We start from the raw sequence: 16988 nt of genomic DNA on the forward strand, positions 1-16988 counted from the left end.
TTTTTTTACAAAAATTGGATTCATTATCTATGCTTGTATGAATCTTCTTAGTGAATTTATATATGGATAAGCAACATTATCAGCAAAGCACCAATGACGCAAAAAATGATTCGGGGCTGCCTCAAGATGAGCTGCGAATTTTAATTAATAATCTTCCTGGAGATATCTATTGGAAAGATAGAGATGGAAGATGGCTTGGTCTAAATGCCCATTGCCTGCAAAGTTTAAAACGCATGGGGTTTCTTAAATCAGGCGTAGAAGCGGAGGTCCTTGGTAAGACTGATTTTGACTTATTTGGTCAAGAAACTGCACAAATCTACCGGCAAAATGACCTAAACGTAATGGAACAACGCATTGAACTTTCAATAGAAGAAATAACCGAATTACCTACTGGAGAACAAGTTACTTTACTTTCCACGAAAAAACCTCTGATAAACCATTTAGGTGAGGTGATAGGTATTTTAGGCAATACCATAGATATCACTCATATTAAGCACATTGAAAATGAGTTAAAGCTTGCTAAAGAAAAAGCAGAAGCCGCGAATCAGGCAAAAATCGAATTTTTAGAAAATATGCGCCATGATATTCGTACTCCGCTTTCAGGAATCGTAGGCTTTGCAGAAATACTTAAAAATGAAACTAAAGAAAGTCATACTAAAGAATATGCAGATAATTTAATCGCTTCAAGCCATGCCTTACTGGACTTAATGAATGATGTGCTCGAAGCAATAAGGGTTAGCTCAGGGGAAATTCCCAAATTAAAACAAAAATTTGATCTAAGGGCCTTATTAAGAAATGTCATTGATCTAAATCTTGCCATGTCCAAAGCCAAAAAATTGCAATTGAATTGCGTTGTCGATGAAAATCTACCTCGCTATGTCCTTGGTGATAAAAAAAGAATCCACCGTATTGTTTTAGAGTTGATAGGTAATGCACTTAATTTTACGCATGTTGGGCATGTAACGCTTTCAGCGGATTTAGCAAAAAAACAAGATAATCGTTTAATTATTCGTATTAAAGTTGCCGATACTGGAATTGGTATACCACCAGAAAAACAACAAGATATTTATTTGCAGTTTAAACGCCTTACTTCTTCCTACCAAGGTATTTATAAAGGGGCAGGACTAGGCCTTTATATTGTGCGGCAATTTATTGATGAATTAGAGGGCGAAATTTCTGTAAAAAGCCAACTTGGTGTAGGTACGTCCTTTACCTGTATTCTTCCCCTATGCGAATCGTTACTGGATGATGATACCGGGGTAGAAAACGACTTCCCTGCTTACAGAACCCCTTCTTTATTGGACCAGGATTCATCTTCGAAGCGGGAATTAATTAACCAATCGGCAAAGAAAGCAAAAATATTAGTTGTGGAAGATAATTTAACGGCTCAAAAGGTCATAGAAAAAATTTTATCTAACTTAAATTGCGATGTGGATTTAGCCGCTAATGGAAAAGCAGCGTTAAGCTTAAATAGCCAAAATCATTATGATTTGATTTTTATGGATATTGGTTTAGGTGAAGGCGCTGATGGATATGAAATAACGCAACAAATCCGTAATCATGAGCGCGATAATGAGCATACGCCCATTGTCGCGCTAACTGCCCATGCAGTTGAAGAAAACAAACAACGATGTATTGAGGCGGGTATGGATACGGTTCTGGCAAAACCAATTACCAAAGCCCATGCTGTGAATATTTTAAATTCCTTTGTCAGAACTGATGAACACCTGGAAAGAGAAAAAGAAAAAAAGGCCAAACTTGATTTGCCCGATACAGAAGATGAATTATTTGCCTTAGAGCAATACCCTCTTCTTGAAGTGGAACAGACCTTAAAAAATTTAGGGGATAAAGTGATACTGCGAAATCTCTTAAAACAGCTTGTTGAAAGCGAGCTACCCCAAGATCTTAATAGAATGAAGAACTCTTTTGCTAAAGAGGATTTTGTACACGTTGAGAAACTAGCTCATAAAATAAAAGGAGGTGCAGTTTATATCGGTACCATGAGGATGAAATACGCATGCCAATATTTAGAACGTTATTGGAAAACAGGACAAAGAAACTTATTTCCTAAACTTTATTTTCAGGCTATTTCTGTTATTGAAGACACGATGTTCTATGTTAAAAATTGGCTAAAAAATAATTAGTAAACATTAGTTTACTATATAGGTACTCTGTATTTTAGACCTACGCAGTAATAACGTATATTGTTATTAGTCGCCGTGAACGTCTTCTCTTTTACCCAACAAAAAATAAGTCTTTATGGGGCCAAAACCTTTTACTGTAATGGTATCATAAGGTTCTATAATGAACTCTTCTTCTAACATAAAAGCCATCTTTTCTGAAATATGAATTTTATTCGGTAGCGCGCTTTTTTCTAAGCGGCTGGCTAAATTAACCACATTACCCCAGACGTCATATAAAAATTTCTTATGCCCAATTACTCCTGCGATTACTGTTCCATAAGTCATGCCAATGCGAAATTGTAAGTTCATCTGTTGTGATTTGTTAAACGCGTGCATACGTTCTAAAACAGCGAGTGAATAATTTGCCATATTTATCGCATGCCGGGTTGTTTGTACCGGAACGCCGGAAACGGCCATATAATTGTCACCAATGGTTTTCACTTTTTCGACATGGTATTTTTCCGTAATGCTATCGAGCTCTGCAAATAATTTATTTAAAATAGTAACGGTTTTTTTAGGACCTAATTGGTCTGTTAGTTCGCTAAAATTAATAATATCCGCAAACATTACACTTGCTTGTGGATATTCATCCGCAATATTTTGCTCCCCTAGTTTAAGGCGGGAAGCGATTGACTCGGGTAAGATGTTGAGCAATAGTAAATCATTTTCTTCATTGGCTTTGGATAAAGATCTTAATGTTTGCACTATGGAAAATATCATGATGATAGTGGACAAAAATGCAAGCCCTAAGGCAATGGAAAGAGTATGTTGGACTCGCGCTTCAATTTTGCGAATAGTGCGTTGAACTCGTGAGTTTACGTGCTCAAAAAACTCACGAATGGGTTGCATTACTTCAGTTTTGGTATTCATGTATTCATCATTAAATAATAATTTTTGCGCCAGTTCCGGGTCTGGTTTTCCTTGGATATTATAGTGTCCTGAGCTGTCTTGAAATTTTCCATCAACAGCATTCATTGCCTTTATTTCTATTTGAGTTAAGGCGTTACTTTTATTTTCTGCTTTCGACAGCAGGGAAAACTCTTTTAAGGAGAAGCGTTGTTCTAACATCATTTCCGCTAAGGATTTTGGCTTTTGAAAATCTTTGGGAGATTTATCGGTGATAATTAGATCCCAATAGGGTTCATCATATTTCACTGGGCGTGGCGCTAAACCATTACGAATGGCTAAGACTTGGTCATAATAATTGCGATATTTTTTATTGCCGGTGGTCACATAAAGGCGAGCCATAGTGGTTAAATCCTCAGAACTTTGGCGCAGTTCATCAGCAATTGAATAGGCCCTGTGGCGATCTAGCTCGGTAAACATTTCTTGTTCTGAGTGGTACTTTAACTCGAATAAACAATAAATTAGGCAAATCAGCGTGACGGCCAAAAAGAAGAAGAAGCAGTTAATGAGACGGGTATTTTTTAAATTTAATTTCATCTACCGTAGCCATATGTAAATCCCGGGTTCTTATTTAAAAAGATAGACTATTTTGCCCTAATCAGGTTATTTTTAATAACTAATTTTAAATGCTATTCTTTAAGAGTAAGTATTTGTATTTTTTCATTTAGGACAAGCAGTATTAATTCAGGATTATTTAATGAAATTATTATTTTTAGGCACTGCAAGTGGATTGGGTAGCGATCTTTTAAATTATCAATCCAATATGCTGCTTCTTACTGATAATGGCAAAAAGCTATTAATTGATTGTGGTACCGACATACGTTTTTCATTAACTAAAGCCAATTATACGGCCGCAGAAATTGATGCGGTTTATATTAGTCATTTGCATGCAGATCATGTTGGCGGTATGGAATGGTTTGCTTTACAAAGAAAGTTTGTTTCGCAAAATGGGAAGCCTACGCTGATTATTCACGAGCAATTAGCCGACATGCTCTGGGAGCATTCTCTCAGTGGCGGTTTAAAAACGCTTAATGAAGTAGATGCAACCTTGAATGATTTCTTTTCGGTGCAAGCCATCCCTAATGGACAAATATTTGAATGGGAAGGTTTGCGATTAAATTTAATTAAAACCGTGCATGTACATTCTAATGGCTGTTTAATGCCGAGCTATGGCTTGGATATTGCCTACCAAGGAAAGAAGTTTTTTATTACCGCAGACACCCAATTTACTCCCGATCATCTTAAGCAGTATTATGAAGAGGCAACTATTGTCTTTCATGATTGTGAAACATTAGCCGCGCCAAGTGGTGTACATGCGCATTTTGATCAGTTAACTACGTTAGCCCCTGAAATTAGAGCTAAAATGTGGCTTTATCATTATAATGATGGGGTCTTACCAGAGGTTGGTCCTCATGGATTTCGAGGTTTTGCCCGGTGTGGTCAGATTATTGACTTAAGCTAATTAATACGTTGATTTTGCTGATGAAAATCCATAAAAAACCTTATTTTGCACGTATTTTATTGTTATACTGCGGAGCTATTTACTCGATGTAACAGGGACCGTTAGTTATGTGGATTGTATGGATTGCATTGTCGCGGCCTTATACCTTTATTGTTTTAGCGCTAATGTTACTTATCATTGGGCCGTTGACAATAATGCGTACCCCTACTGATATTTTTCCAGATATTAATATTCCTGTGATTAGTGTGGTGTGGAGTTACACAGGATTACCTCCAGATGAAATGGGAAACAGGATCACCAGTGTTTTTGAGCGAACTGTAACTACTACGGTTAATGACATTGAACATATTGAGTCGGAGTCATTACTCGGCGTTAGCGTTACCAAGTTATTTTTCCATCCCGGGGTAAATATCGATGTGGCTTTAAGCCAGGTAACGGCAATATCGCAGACTATATTGAAAAACCTGCCTCCAGGAACTTTACCGCCATTGATTCTAAATTATAAAGCATCAACAGTGCCGGTATTGCAGTTAGTCTTATCGAGTGCAACCATTCCCGAACAAAAACTGAATGACTTAGCGAATAACTTCTTACGTTCGCAGCTTGCTACTGTACAGGGGGCGGCAATACCTTATCCCTATGGTGGAAAAACGCGCCAAATTCAAGTAGACCTTAATCCCAAAGCAATGCAAACCTATGGCGTATCTGCACAACAAATTAACGCAGTAATTGGTTCGCAAAATTTAATTGTTCCTGCCGGAACGCAAAAAATTGGGACTTATGAGTACATTGTTAAGCTTAATGGCAGTCCATTGGTTGTTGATCAATTAAACGATTTTCCCGTGGCCACGACTCCAGGTCGTGTGCTTTTTATTCGTGATGTTGCGCATGTGCGTGATGGGTTTGCACCCCAGACGAATATTGTACGTGTGGATGGGCAGCGGGCAGTAATGATGTCCATTCAAAAAACCGGGAATGCATCGACGTTAGATATTATTAACAAAATTAAGGCCTTGCTTCCGGGGGTGAAAGAAACCTTGCCTGAGGGCTTAAAGTTATCGCAATTTGCGGATCAATCTATCTTTGTTACAGCAGCAATCCAAGGGGTAATTACGGAAGGAATCATTGCTGCGGCATTAACTGGACTGATGATTTTACTGTTCTTGGGGAGCATTCGCAGCACCTTTATTATTACCATCTCTATCCCTTTATCGATCATTGCTTCAATTACCATTCTTTCTGCGTTAGGTGAAACCATTAACATTATGACCCTCGGAGGTTTGGCACTTGCCGTAGGAATCTTGGTGGATGATGCAACCGTTGCGATTGAAAATATTAACTGGAACCTGGAGCAAGGCAAAGAGGTTGAACAAGCGATTTTAGATGGGGCTAAGCAAATTGCGATTCCTGCGTTAGTTTCAACCTTATGTATCTGTATTGTATTCGTGCCCATGTTTTTCCTTGGTGGAGTGGCGCAGTACTTATTTGTTCCGTTGGCTGAGGCCGTCATCTTCGCTATGTTGATGTCTTACATTTTGTCACGAACCTTAGTTGCTACCCTTGCTAAATATTTATTAAAAAAACATGACTTGTCGGTGGATAAACCTGAAAGTACGAATCGTTTTGTACGAATGCATGAGGCCTTTGAACATAAATTCGCAGAATTTCGGCAGCGGTATTGCGATTTACTTTCTTCGGCTTTGCAAAACACGCGGCTTTTTATTCCTTGCTTTTTAGTCATTATCTTGGTGTCCTTATTTCTATTATGGCCCTGGTTGGGCGCAGACTTTTTCCCTAATGTAGATGCTGGGCAAATTAAATTACATATTCGTGCGCCAACGGGGACTCGCGTGGAAGAAACAGCGCGTCTGGTAGATAAAGTTGATACCGTAATTCGTCGTATTATTCCTGCTAATGAATTGGATAGCATCGTCGATAATATTGGCTTGCCGGTAAGTGGTATTAACCTATCGTACAGTAATTCGGCAACCATTGGGCCTGAGGATGCCGATATTTTAATTTCCCTCAAAGAAGGCCATCGTCCAAGTCCGGACTATGTTCGTAAATTAAGAACCATTTTAAATAACGAGTTTCCCTCCGTATCCATTGCATTTTTACCGGCCGACATCGTCAATCAAATTATTAATTTTGGTTTACCTTCGCCAATTAATATTCAGGTGATTGGCTTGAAGAGGAAGGAAAATGCGCAGTATGCAAATCAGTTGATACGTAAGCTTAAATTAATTCCTGGACTTGCAGATGTTCGCACTCGGCAAGCGGATAATTATCCGGTGTTGTTTGTGGATGTGGATCGCATTCTTTCTAAAGAAATTGGTTTTACGCAATCGGATATTGCGTCGGATTTACTAATTAGTTTATCCGGCAGCTTCCAAACTTCGCCTACATTTTGGCTCGATCCGCGCAATGGTGTCTCCTATCCAATTGTGACGCAGGCGCCCCAATATGTGATGAATTCATTACAGGCTTTAAAAAATCTTCCTATTGGCACATTAACGCTACCAAGCCAAGTGCAAATTTTAGGTTCGGTGAGCCAATTGACGCGCGCTTGGACCTCAGCCGTTGAATCCCATTATAATGTGCAGCCGGTGATTGACATTTTTGCCTCAATACAAGACCGTGATCTTGGTGCTGTAGCAAAGGATATTCAAAAGCTACTAAATGAAACTAAAAAAGATTTGCCTAAAGGCTCCTCCATTGCGATTCGTGGTCAAATTGATACTCAGCATCATGCCTTTACAGGTCTTTATTGGGGCTTGGCATTTTCTATTTTATTAGTGTATCTCTTGATTGTTATTAATTTTCAATCGTGGTTGGATCCTTTTATTATTATCACCGCATTACCCGCCGCATTAGCCGGAATTGCTTGGATGCTGTTTTTAACGCATACCCCTTTAAGTGTGCCCGCATTGACTGGGGCGATTATGTGTATGGGGGTGGCGACTGCAAACAGTATTTTGATCATTAGTTTTGCTCGCGATCACCTGGCGACAACGCCTAATCCTTTTGCAGCAGCCCTGGAGGCCGGAAGAGCACGGCTGCGCCCTGTACTCATGACTGCTTCGGCCATGGTTATTGGAATGTTACCTATGGCTTTGGGCTTAGGAGATGGTGGTGAACAAAATGCGCCATTAGGAAGGGCGGTAATTGGCGGTTTATCTTTCGCGACCATTGCCACACTCTTTTTTGTACCGGCAGTTTTTTATGTAATTCACGAGCGTAAATTAAACGCGAAGACGAAGCAAAGGAATAAAAATGTTTGAAAAAATGCAATTACACCTTAAGGACAAACGGCATCGTCATTATGTGATCGGTATTGCTATTTTCTTACTCATTGTACTGCTGATGATTATATTTCGTATTCATGCCGCCATTGTTTTGCGTAATCGCACCATTGCTGAAGCGGTAACTGTGGTACGCGTTATTAAAGCAACGGCATCAAAGGGTACGGATAAAATAATTCTGCCAGGAAATGTTTGGGCTTGGCATGAAGCGCCTATTTTTGCGCGTACGAATGGCTATGTAAGAAAGTGGTATGTTGATATTGGCAGCCATGTTAAGGCGGGTGATTTGCTTGCTGAGATTGAAACTCCGGAGTTAGATGCACAACAGCGCCAGGCGGTTGCTGATTTAAATACAGCAATTGCGAACAATAATCTAGCCCAATCTACGGCGAAGCGGTGGGTTAATTTATTAAGAACCGACTCCGTTTCCAAACAAGAAACAGAGGAAAAAGTGAGCAGTGCTAAGGCGCTGCAAGCAGCAATGATTTCTGCTAAAGAAAATCTAGCGCGTTTAAATGAGTTAGTGGGGTTTCAGCGTGTAATAGCACCTTTTGATGGCGTAATTACTGCTCGTGCCACTGATATTGGGGACTTAATTAATGAGGGCAGTAGTACTACCGCAAGGCCTTTATTCCGTATTGCGCAAACCAATCCGTTACGTGTTTATGTCAAGGTGCCGCAAAATTTATCAACACGCCTGACATCTGATATGCAGGTAAGCCTACATTTCGCAGAACACCCAAACAAAGTGTTTACGGCTAAATTGTTCGATACCGCCAGAGCGATTGATCCCAATACCCGAACCTTACTTGCACAATTTACAGCAGAAAATAAAGAGGAACTAATGTTATCAGGTAGCTATACGGAAGTTTGGTTTATCTTCCCGCTGCCGCCTAATACCGTGCGTTTACCGGTTAATTGCTTAATATTTCAAGCAGCGGGATTGCAAGTTGCAGTCGTTGATAAGAACAATAAGATTCAATTAAAATCAGTAACCATCAATCGCGATTTTGGCGCCGAAGTGGAAATTGCTACCGGTGTGACTCCGGGTGATCTTATCGTTTTGAATCCTCCCGATTCAATTTCCAATGGTGAAACGGTACGGGTAGCTGCATGAAAAAACTGAGCATTTCTGGTTTATTGGTTTTTGCTTTAGCTGGTTGCTCCTTTGCTCCCAAATATGAGCGCCCATTCATGCCAATTCCTGAACATTTTAAAGAGGCGGGAACTTGGAAAAAAATAACGACCACACCACAGCTGGTGGAGCCTGATGCTTGGTGGGAAGCTTTTAATGATCCCATTCTTAATGATTTGCAGGAGCGCTTAACGGTTGCCAACCAGGATTTAAGAGTCGCCTTTGCGCATTACCAGGATGCTTATGCTTCAGCACAAGTAGCACGCGCAGCACTTTTTCCTTCATTGCAGGCTTTATTTAACGCAGATAGGCAACAAAATTCACGCACAGTTGCTAACCCGCCTTCGGTATTGGTTTATGATCAATTCTTAGTCGGGGGATATCTAAGTTATGAGGTTGATGCATGGGGCGCTGTGCGTAACCAAATAATTGCCACTGCTCAGACAGCAAAAGCCAGTGCAGCGGATGTAGCTGCGATTCATCTAAGCCTGCATGCCGAGCTTGCCAGTGATTATTTCGCTTTGAGGGGGAGTGATGAACAGCAGCGTATTTTAGATAAAACTGTTGCTGCTTATAAAAAAGCGCTGTATTTAACTCAACAACGTCATCGAGGAGGAGTATCTCCTATCGCAGATGTTGACGAGGCGCAAACCCAGCTGGAAAATGCCAAAACTATGGCAGAGGATATGCGCTTAAACCGTGCACAGTTGGAACATGCCATTGCCGTATTAATTGGCGAAATTCCCTCTAATTTTTCTTTAGCTCCCGCTAAATTACCGAGAAAATTCTTAGCTATTGCTCCGAATATGCCATCAACTTTATTAGAGCGCCGACCTGATATTGTTGCTGCCGAACACCGTGTGCAATCGGCTAATGCCCGTATTGGGGTGGCTCGAGCCGCATTTTTTCCGCAATTTAACTTAACCGGAAGCGGTGGCTATCAAAGCCGTTCTTTAGCTAATCTAATTTCCAAGCCCAGCGTATTTTGGTCTATTGGGCCCCTAAGTTTATTAACGTTAATTCAGCCCATCGCCGAAGTTACGGTTTTTGATGGAGGACGATTACGAAGCTTATTAAACCAGGCTAAAGCCGATTATTTTGCAGCTGTAGCAACGTATCGGAAGTCAGTTTTAACAGGATTCCAAGATGTCGAGGATAATCTTATTGCGATGAAGCAATTGGATAAAGAGCGCGTGACTCAAGATGCTGCAGCCCAAGCGGCAACCCGCGCTTGGATTCAAGAGCAATATCGCTATAAAGGAGGATTGGTAACCTTCCTGCAAGTGGTCATTGCTGAAAATACAGCATTGCAATCAGAACTTGCTGCGGTAAATGTGCGTACGCGCCGGCAAATTGCCAGTGTGCAATTGATTAAAGCCTTAGGTGGGGGATGGTCTTTCGATGTAAGCAAGGCAAACGGGTCGAAAAAATCCTAAAAAGAAGTCCTGGTTACAAACAACCAATGGCAAGAGTAACTCCCCACCCGCAACAGGAGCTAGCCTAAGTATGCTATTGAGCGCGGGAGAGGGTTCTCTTTAACCTTGATGACAATAAATCGCTTATAAGTAAGCACCATGATTGCCATCAGTAAGTAAGGGTTTATGCGGTCATTCTTGCTACTAAATGGTTTTCCGGAGAATATTTACTGGGTGCTGTTGCATCAATAATCATTTGCGTCATTTTATTCAGCAGGCTAAATGTTAAGGAAGCGGCAAGACAAGCTAGTCCTACTTGGAGAATTGCTGTTCCTAAAATAGCTGCGCCCAGGCAACCGGCTGTAAAGGAAAAGGCCGCTTTAAACCCTGTATTTTCCATGTACGTGAAAAAAGAGCTATCGAAATGCTCCGCATTAATGGAAGCTTTATAAGCCATCATTGCTGGAATGACTAAAAGCGCACCACCAAGAGCCGCAGCACTTGCTGTCATAACTAGAGAACCAATCGTAGGCAGCGTTGCGCCAATTAAAAGTCCCCCAAAAATTCCATTTTTTGCCGCATTAAGTGCGCCAACACCAACATCACCTACTAATTGCGAGCGTGTACGGCTATTGAAAAAATCTGTCATTTTGTTTCTCATGATTAAATTTGGATTGATATGGTATTTAATTGAGCAGTTCTTGTCAAGGATAAGAGCCAGGGGGAAAAAAGGGTACGACAGTGCAAATGGCATTGCGAATATAGTGAAGTAATCCAGTACAGAGAGTGTATCGTTCTGGGTCTGCTTCACTGTATTCGCAATGACGACAATGAGTGTATTAAAAAGAAATAGGACGTGTTTTAATCGAGTTTAATCGTATATGAATAGCTACCCCAGCCATCATATTCAGTTTCAAGATAACGAATGCCATTGCACGATGCATTGACTTTGGGGTGATTCATGTACGGACCATCTTTGATATCCAGAACACACCAGTTTTCCGCATCATAAGCCACAGTCACGTGAGCATAACCGCTTTTGCATTGGTAGGAGTCTCTGATTAAAAAACTACGTGGGCCAATCATTTGCAGAATAATATCTTGATCGCTAAACCCATTGACGATATGAATCTCTGGGTGTGTGTCATCGCTTAAACGAAAATAATCTTTATAGCCACAGTATAACTCGTTTGCATGAACATTCATTACCATAAAGCTTGATGCTGCTAGTACCATCCATTTTTTCATTTTTAAGCACCTTATTGTTTAAAATCGAAACGGATTATAGAGAAAAATTGTTTTATAAACAATCATTCTGCAGCAACAGGACCTCCAGATTTTACATAAGTTGGTTTTGCCAGCCAAACCAGTACCAGTAAAAAAGTAAATACCCAAGCGGAGGCTCTGAATATATCATTTGTAGCGAGCATAAATGCTTGATTAATTATGGTTTCATAGATTACGCCGAAACGCTTTAAACCATGAATTCCCAGGGCTTGCAATTGTTCTAGTGTTAGCTGGGTGAACGGGCTAAATGCATTTACGTGTTCCACAAGATGGCTTTGGTGTAGGGCTTCTCGATCATTCCATAGCGTAACGCTAATTGAGGTGCCAAAACTTCCTCCCAATATACGAAAGAAATTGCCAAGGCCCAATGCGCTAGCCATTTTTTCCGGAGGCAGATCCGCTAGAATCATGGCAACGAGAGGAGTAAAGAAAAAGGCAAGACCAAAGCCTTGTACTAAACGTGGCTCAATCAGTTGGATGAACCCGACATCCGTATAAAATAAGGATTGCCAGTAGGAGGTAAAGGCAAACACGATAAAGCCAATACTTGTCACCAAGCGTAAATCAAATCTGCCCATGTAGTTTCCCACAATAGGAGTAAGGATAAACGGTATAATCCCTACCGGTGCTACAGCAAGGCCTGCCCACGTTGGCGTATAACCCATTTGTGTTTGTAACCACAATGGGAAAATAACGACATTAGAAAAATAGACTAAAAAGCCTAAGGTCAGACAAATAACCCCAATGGTAAAATTTCTATTTTTAAATAGGTACAGATCAATGATTGGGTCGCACTGCGTCAGTAACCAAATGACTAAGTAGCTTAGCGAGATTAAGGAAATAATGGCTAAGGTGATAATTATATTTGAGTTAAACCAATCTAAATCATGACCTTTATCTAATAGTACTTGTAAACAGCCAATACCAATAACTAATAAGATTAGGCCTACATAATCAATGGGGCGTTTGACGATTGGCGTTTCTCTTCCCGATAGGGTAATCATCGTAAAAATTACGGAAAAAATACCTACAGGAACATTAATATAGAAAATCCATGGCCAGGTATAATTATCGGTAATATACCCCCCAAGAATAGGTCCAAGGATAGGACCAACTACTGCGGTCATCGCCCAGATTCCCGTTGCCAGGCCTCTTTTTTCCGGGGGATAGTTAGCAAGTAAGATACTTTGCGATAAAGGAATCATTGGGCCAGAAACTGCTCCTTGCACCACGCGGAAAAAAATTAACATGGGAAGATTAAATGATAAGCCGCAGAGCACGGATGCGAGGGTAAATAAGGCGGTAGAAAAGAGAAATAAGCGTACTTCGCCAAAGCGCCGTGCGAGCCATCCTGTAAGTGGTAACATAATTGCTTGACTTACCGCAAAAGAGGTAATGACCCAGGTTCCATTATCAGGGCTTACGCCCAGATCTCCGGCAATAGTCGGAATCGCCACATTCGCAATGGATACATCAAGAACATTCATAAAAATGGCTAATGACAAGGAAAAGGTCATTAATCCCAGTCGACCACCACTTAAAGGAGCAAATTCTGCCATTATGTTCCTGCCTTGGGTAAAGACATATCTTGGGAATTTGCTTTTAATATAGAGTCAATCATCTGGTCTACTTTTGCTAACTGGTCAGCAAAAACTGTAGTTTTATATTTAAATAGCGCCTTATTCGTCGTTGGCATTCTACTGCCATCGCGGTTGCTGGTATCTACCGTAACGCGCATTGACAGGCCTATTTGTAACGGATTTTTTTCTACCTCTTTTTCATTAAGCTCAATACGCACCGGCAGTCTTTGTACAATTTTAATCCAGTTCCCCGTAGCATTTTGCGGTGGAAGTAAAGAAAATGCAGAGCCAGTTCCTGCATTAAGCCCAAGCACTTTGCCATGGTAGGTTATACCTGGGTAGGCATCTGCATAAAGTATAACGGGCTGGCCTACACGAATATGCTCCAGAGAGGATTCCTTATAGTTGGCATCAACCCAAGTATCATGTAAAGGGACAATTGCCAGCATCGCAGTATCTCGTGCTATTTGTTGCCCTGGGTGAATATTACGTTTCGCAATAAACCCGGTGACGGGGGCGACAATGGTTGTTCTTTGGAAATTTAAATAAGCATTTTTTAAGTTCGCTTTGGCAGTTTCCACCAGTGGATGGTTATACAGATTGGTGTTATCAATTAAAGCATTTGCAGCATCCAATTGACGTAAGGAAGCATTATAGCTTGCCTGAGCTGCATCTAATGTGGTTTGGAAATGTTGCATTTCTTCACGTGAGACAGCACGGTTACCTATCAACCCTTTGCGACGCTTAAGATCCAGTTGCGCTTTGACTAAATTTGCTTTATCCATAATTACGTTTTGACGTGCTTGGGCTGCATTTTCAAAGTATTGGCGAACTTGTCGTACGGTTTGGCCTAGATCGCCCTTAGCTTTTTGTAAGGCTATGGCATAGTCTGCTTGATCCATTTTTATAAGTACTTGCCCTTCTTTCACCAATTGCGTGTCTTCCGTATGCACTTCAACTACCGTTCCTGGTATTTGCGCCATAAGTTGCACCAAATTACCGCTCACATAAGCATCATCAGTATATTCTTCGAATTGTCCCCATATAAGCCAATAGATTAGCCAGATGATTGCGATTAATAAAAATAGGCCTCCAAGGCTATACATGGCTATTTTTCGCTTGCGTAGTGTCTCAGGGGTTGCGCCACCACTTTCTTCTTTTTTGGTCATAATGATACCTCGCCACCAAGGGCTGCTAACAAGGCTACAAAAGCTTGTTTTTGACGGGTTTGTAAATTAATGAGCAGTGATTTTTGTTGTACTACTAATTGCTTTATTTCAAGAAGTTGTACGTAATCAATAATACCGCTGGCATAACGTGAGCGAAATAATCGGTAATTGGTTATTGTCGCATGCAGTGCTTTATCTTGTGAGTTTACCTGTTTGTTAAGTGTTTGTAGCGCGGTCATCTGATCGCTAACCTCACGTAAGGCATTTAAAATAGTTTGATTGTATTGATTCACGGCAAGCTCATATTCCGCACGCTTTACGCCAAGATTGGCTCGACGAGCTCCAGCATCAAAAATAGGTAATTCGAGAGCAGCTTTAACCCCTTCTGTTTGGAGGGCTATATGGAACAATTTACTAAAATAAAATGACTGTAAGCTCAGTACGCCACTTAAATTAATATTGGGGAAAAAAGCAGCTTTAGCCACTTTAATTAAATGTGCTGCTGCTTGAGCACGAGCACGAGTGGCAACTATATCGGGCCTGCGGCCTAGTAAATTAGCGGGGATTACTTTAGGTAAAGTGAGCTCCTGTTTATTATAAATAAACTTGGTGGTTTCAATCTCGGTATTAAATGGATTTTTCCCCATTAACACGGCTAATTGGTGACGTGCCTGCATTTCTGCTCGATGATAGTCATCAACTGACAGGCGGGCAGATTGGGTGTTAGATATGGCTGTTTTTACTGGAATGTCGGATTCAACGCCATGTTTTGCGCGATCGGTAACAATCCCTTCAAGTTCTTCTAAAATACGTACATTTTCTTTGGCTAGTTGTTGCTGAATCAAATTATTTTGCAAATCAAAATAAACTGAGGCAATTGTAGAACTTAAAATTAAACGTGTTTCTTCCATATCCATATGTGCTGCAAAATTTTCATTGACGGCACTCGCAAAAGTTTCTCGGTTTTTCCCCCATAAATCGAGTTCATAGTTGAAATTTAATGCCAGGTTTTCGATACGTGCTTGATTCGCTACTATTTCCGTAAATGGAGGAGGAACAACACCGTGAAAGGAAAAATGGTCTTTAGCGATGGAGCCACTAAGATCCGCGGAGGGCCAGAGTGCCGAAAAGGCGCCTTTGGCAATTTGTCGGGCGCGATCAATGCGAGCCCAGGCACTACGCATATCCGGTCCATCAATTAGTGCTACGGTAATCAGCTGATGTAACTGCGGATCATTAAACCGTGTAAGGCAGTTCTTAGGTTGATTGGTACTGGGGATTTTATAAATATGGGTTACTGCTAAATCATGCGCATTAATTTGAGGCGTATGACTTGCCGTTACGCTATGAAGTTTACAACCTGTTAAGACGGACGCACAGCAAAGGCCTGTTAATAAGAGCGAGCGCAAATTTAAAATCCCTGTTCTTTCTTAGGCCCTTTAATTTATCAATATTTTTAGGGAAAATATATATTTCTTAAGTACCCTTTTTCCCCTATTGGCAAAAAGAGGAGTTAATAAAACCATAATGAGTATTTTTTGGCAGAGCCTCAGAATATGAACTAAACTAATTAAAGAAAACGTCCTATTTTCAAACTCAAGAAGAGAGGAAAATCATGAACAGAGCGAAAAAAATAATAATGGTTTGTGTTTTTTTAACCACAGTAGGGATGTTAACTGCATGCGGTACTGTTAATGGTTTTGGTCGAGATGTTTCCCATGTTGGCCATGGTATTCAACGTGCATCTCATCTTTAAACCCACCCATGATTTTTTCATAGCCTGGCACAGCGCAGTGTAAGCAAGTTTTACACTGCGCTTCCTCGATACTAGGATTTTGAGCTTATGAAAACGGATTACATTTCCCATCCCAGATGAAAAATTGCCGCATGTCATGGAAAAAGCACAGCATAGGTGATAATAAGCTAATTTCTTTGTTTAGACATAAAGAACGCAGCTGCTCAATTTCAGGAGCAATTATGCGGGCATCTTCCAGCTCTTTATACGCATAGGCTAGCGTAACATGAAATGTTTGAGGGATTTTATTTTGTATGTTGAATTCTTCTGCGATTGCTTTAATTAAAGCATATTGGGATGGCGGAATTACTAAATTCAACTGCAACGCGTATGACACTTTAACACTTACAACCGTTGCGGTAAGCGAAAAGGCAGTAGCCATTAATTTACTGTGTAGGTGTTGAAATCGCTCATCATTGAGCAAGGTGGGCCAGTTATCAAGGTAATCGCTTTGAGTATATAAATGATTGGTGGTCATATGATAACTGGAGCAAGGAAGGGGGCTATAATAGTTGCGGATGTTTTTGGTTCCGTTAAGAAATTCATAGACACTTAACCAGAAATCTTTATCGGTTTCACCCACACAGGCAATAACAGAAACTCCAGGAAACTTAAGGTAATTGCCGTGTACATCTATTTTTTTATGGATGAGCATTCATTGCTTTCTTTTTGTTGGATTGAGGTGATGCTAAAACAAAGCAGATGACAGGTCAATGCAAGCCGTTAGCAGTTCACAAGTTGCCCTGTAAAGCCA

13 protein-coding genes are annotated in these 16988 nt (G+C 40.6%); 6 read left to right on the forward strand and 7 right to left on the reverse strand.

Annotation, left to right across the window (positions count from 1 at the left end):
* Positions 1-62: 62 nt before the first annotated feature.
* Positions 63-2144, forward strand: a complete 2082-nt coding sequence (locus BN3124_RS01265; protein WP_078061445.1) for a response regulator — start codon at positions 63-65, stop codon at positions 2142-2144.
* A 66-nt stretch (positions 2145-2210) separates the two neighbouring features.
* Here the strand turns inward: BN3124_RS01265 and BN3124_RS01270 are convergent, their stop codons facing one another.
* Entirely contained in the window at positions 2211-3626 is a 1416-nt protein-coding gene (locus BN3124_RS01270; protein ID WP_058533050.1) for an adenylate/guanylate cyclase domain-containing protein, read from the reverse strand.
* Between the two features lie 160 nt (positions 3627-3786).
* On the opposite strand from BN3124_RS01270, the gene BN3124_RS01275 reads away from it, so the two are divergent.
* From BN3124_RS01275 to BN3124_RS01290, 4 genes are all read left to right on the forward strand, one after another.
* Entirely contained in the window at positions 3787-4551 is a 765-nt protein-coding gene (locus tag BN3124_RS01275; protein ID WP_058533051.1) for an MBL fold metallo-hydrolase, read from the forward strand.
* Between the two features lie 107 nt (positions 4552-4658).
* On the forward strand, positions 4659-7832 hold the full coding sequence (locus BN3124_RS01280) for an efflux RND transporter permease subunit (RefSeq protein ID WP_058533052.1): 3174 nt from the start codon (positions 4659-4661) through the stop codon (positions 7830-7832).
* Positions 7825-8970, forward strand: coding sequence for an efflux RND transporter periplasmic adaptor subunit (locus BN3124_RS01285; RefSeq protein WP_058533053.1), 1146 nt, complete (start codon positions 7825-7827; stop codon positions 8968-8970). Before BN3124_RS01280 ends, BN3124_RS01285 begins: the two co-directional genes overlap by 8 nt.
* Positions 8967-10424 (forward strand): efflux transporter outer membrane subunit, encoded by a 1458-nt coding sequence (locus BN3124_RS01290; protein WP_058533054.1) that lies wholly within the window; start codon positions 8967-8969, stop codon positions 10422-10424. Before BN3124_RS01285 ends, BN3124_RS01290 begins: the two co-directional genes overlap by 4 nt.
* Positions 10425-10587: 163 nt before the next feature.
* Here the strand turns inward: BN3124_RS01290 and BN3124_RS01295 are convergent, their stop codons facing one another.
* From BN3124_RS01295 to BN3124_RS01315, 5 genes are all read right to left on the reverse strand, one after another.
* Complete coding sequence (locus BN3124_RS01295) at positions 10588-11052, reverse strand: hypothetical protein (protein ID WP_058533055.1); 465 nt, start codon at positions 11050-11052, stop codon at positions 10588-10590.
* Positions 11053-11264: 212 nt separating this feature from the next.
* Complete coding sequence (locus tag BN3124_RS01300; RefSeq protein WP_058533056.1) at positions 11265-11651, reverse strand: hypothetical protein; 387 nt, start codon at positions 11649-11651, stop codon at positions 11265-11267.
* A gap of 62 nt (positions 11652-11713) precedes the next feature.
* Positions 11714-13249, reverse strand: a complete 1536-nt coding sequence (locus tag BN3124_RS01305; RefSeq protein WP_058533057.1) for a DHA2 family efflux MFS transporter permease subunit — start codon at positions 13247-13249, stop codon at positions 11714-11716.
* A complete protein-coding gene (locus BN3124_RS01310; RefSeq protein WP_058533058.1) occupies positions 13249-14439 on the reverse strand; it encodes an HlyD/EmrA/EmrK family protein in 1191 nt (396 codons plus the stop codon). The genes BN3124_RS01305 and BN3124_RS01310 overlap by 1 nt, the downstream gene beginning before the upstream one ends.
* Entirely contained in the window at positions 14436-15848 is a 1413-nt protein-coding gene (locus tag BN3124_RS01315; protein ID WP_058533059.1) for an efflux transporter outer membrane subunit, read from the reverse strand. The genes BN3124_RS01310 and BN3124_RS01315 overlap by 4 nt, the downstream gene beginning before the upstream one ends.
* Before the next feature lie 206 nt (positions 15849-16054).
* On the opposite strand from BN3124_RS01315, the gene BN3124_RS01320 reads away from it, so the two are divergent.
* Positions 16055-16195 (forward strand): entericidin A/B family lipoprotein, encoded by a 141-nt coding sequence (locus tag BN3124_RS01320; RefSeq protein ID WP_058533060.1) that lies wholly within the window; start codon positions 16055-16057, stop codon positions 16193-16195.
* An 85-nt stretch (positions 16196-16280) separates the two neighbouring features.
* Here the strand turns inward: BN3124_RS01320 and BN3124_RS01325 are convergent, their stop codons facing one another.
* Positions 16281-16889: a DUF1868 domain-containing protein gene (locus tag BN3124_RS01325; RefSeq protein WP_058533061.1), complete on the reverse strand. Its 609-nt coding sequence runs from the start codon at positions 16887-16889 to the stop codon at positions 16281-16283.
* Positions 16890-16988 lie beyond the last annotated feature (99 nt).

The sequence above is a fragment of the Legionella saoudiensis genome (assembly GCF_001465875.1).
Taxonomy (GTDB): Bacteria; Pseudomonadota; Gammaproteobacteria; order Legionellales; family Legionellaceae; genus Legionella; species Legionella saoudiensis.

Excerpts from the sequence above, each read along its gene's own strand:
- BN3124_RS01305 (WP_058533057.1), bottom strand. The coding sequence starts at position 13,249 with ATGGCAGAATTTGCTCCTTTAAGTGGTGGTCGACTGGGATTAATGACC.
- BN3124_RS01265 (WP_078061445.1), top strand. The coding sequence starts at position 63 with ATGGATAAGCAACATTATCAGCAAAGCACCAATGACGCAAAAAATGAT.
- BN3124_RS01310 (WP_058533058.1), bottom strand. The coding sequence starts at position 14,439 with ATGACCAAAAAAGAAGAAAGTGGTGGCGCAACCCCTGAGACACTACGC.
- BN3124_RS01280 (WP_058533052.1), top strand. The coding sequence starts at position 4,659 with ATGTGGATTGTATGGATTGCATTGTCGCGGCCTTATACCTTTATTGTT.
- BN3124_RS01325 (WP_058533061.1), bottom strand. The coding sequence starts at position 16,889 with ATGCTCATCCATAAAAAAATAGATGTACACGGCAATTACCTTAAGTTT.
- BN3124_RS01320 (WP_058533060.1), top strand. The coding sequence starts at position 16,055 with ATGAACAGAGCGAAAAAAATAATAATGGTTTGTGTTTTTTTAACCACA.
- BN3124_RS01290 (WP_058533054.1), top strand. The coding sequence starts at position 8,967 with ATGAAAAAACTGAGCATTTCTGGTTTATTGGTTTTTGCTTTAGCTGGT.
- BN3124_RS01295 (WP_058533055.1), bottom strand. The coding sequence starts at position 11,052 with ATGACAGATTTTTTCAATAGCCGTACACGCTCGCAATTAGTAGGTGAT.
- BN3124_RS01270 (WP_058533050.1), bottom strand. The coding sequence starts at position 3,626 with ATGAAATTAAATTTAAAAAATACCCGTCTCATTAACTGCTTCTTCTTC.
- BN3124_RS01300 (WP_058533056.1), bottom strand. The coding sequence starts at position 11,651 with ATGAAAAAATGGATGGTACTAGCAGCATCAAGCTTTATGGTAATGAAT.
- BN3124_RS01285 (WP_058533053.1), top strand. The coding sequence starts at position 7,825 with ATGTTTGAAAAAATGCAATTACACCTTAAGGACAAACGGCATCGTCAT.
- BN3124_RS01275 (WP_058533051.1), top strand. The coding sequence starts at position 3,787 with ATGAAATTATTATTTTTAGGCACTGCAAGTGGATTGGGTAGCGATCTT.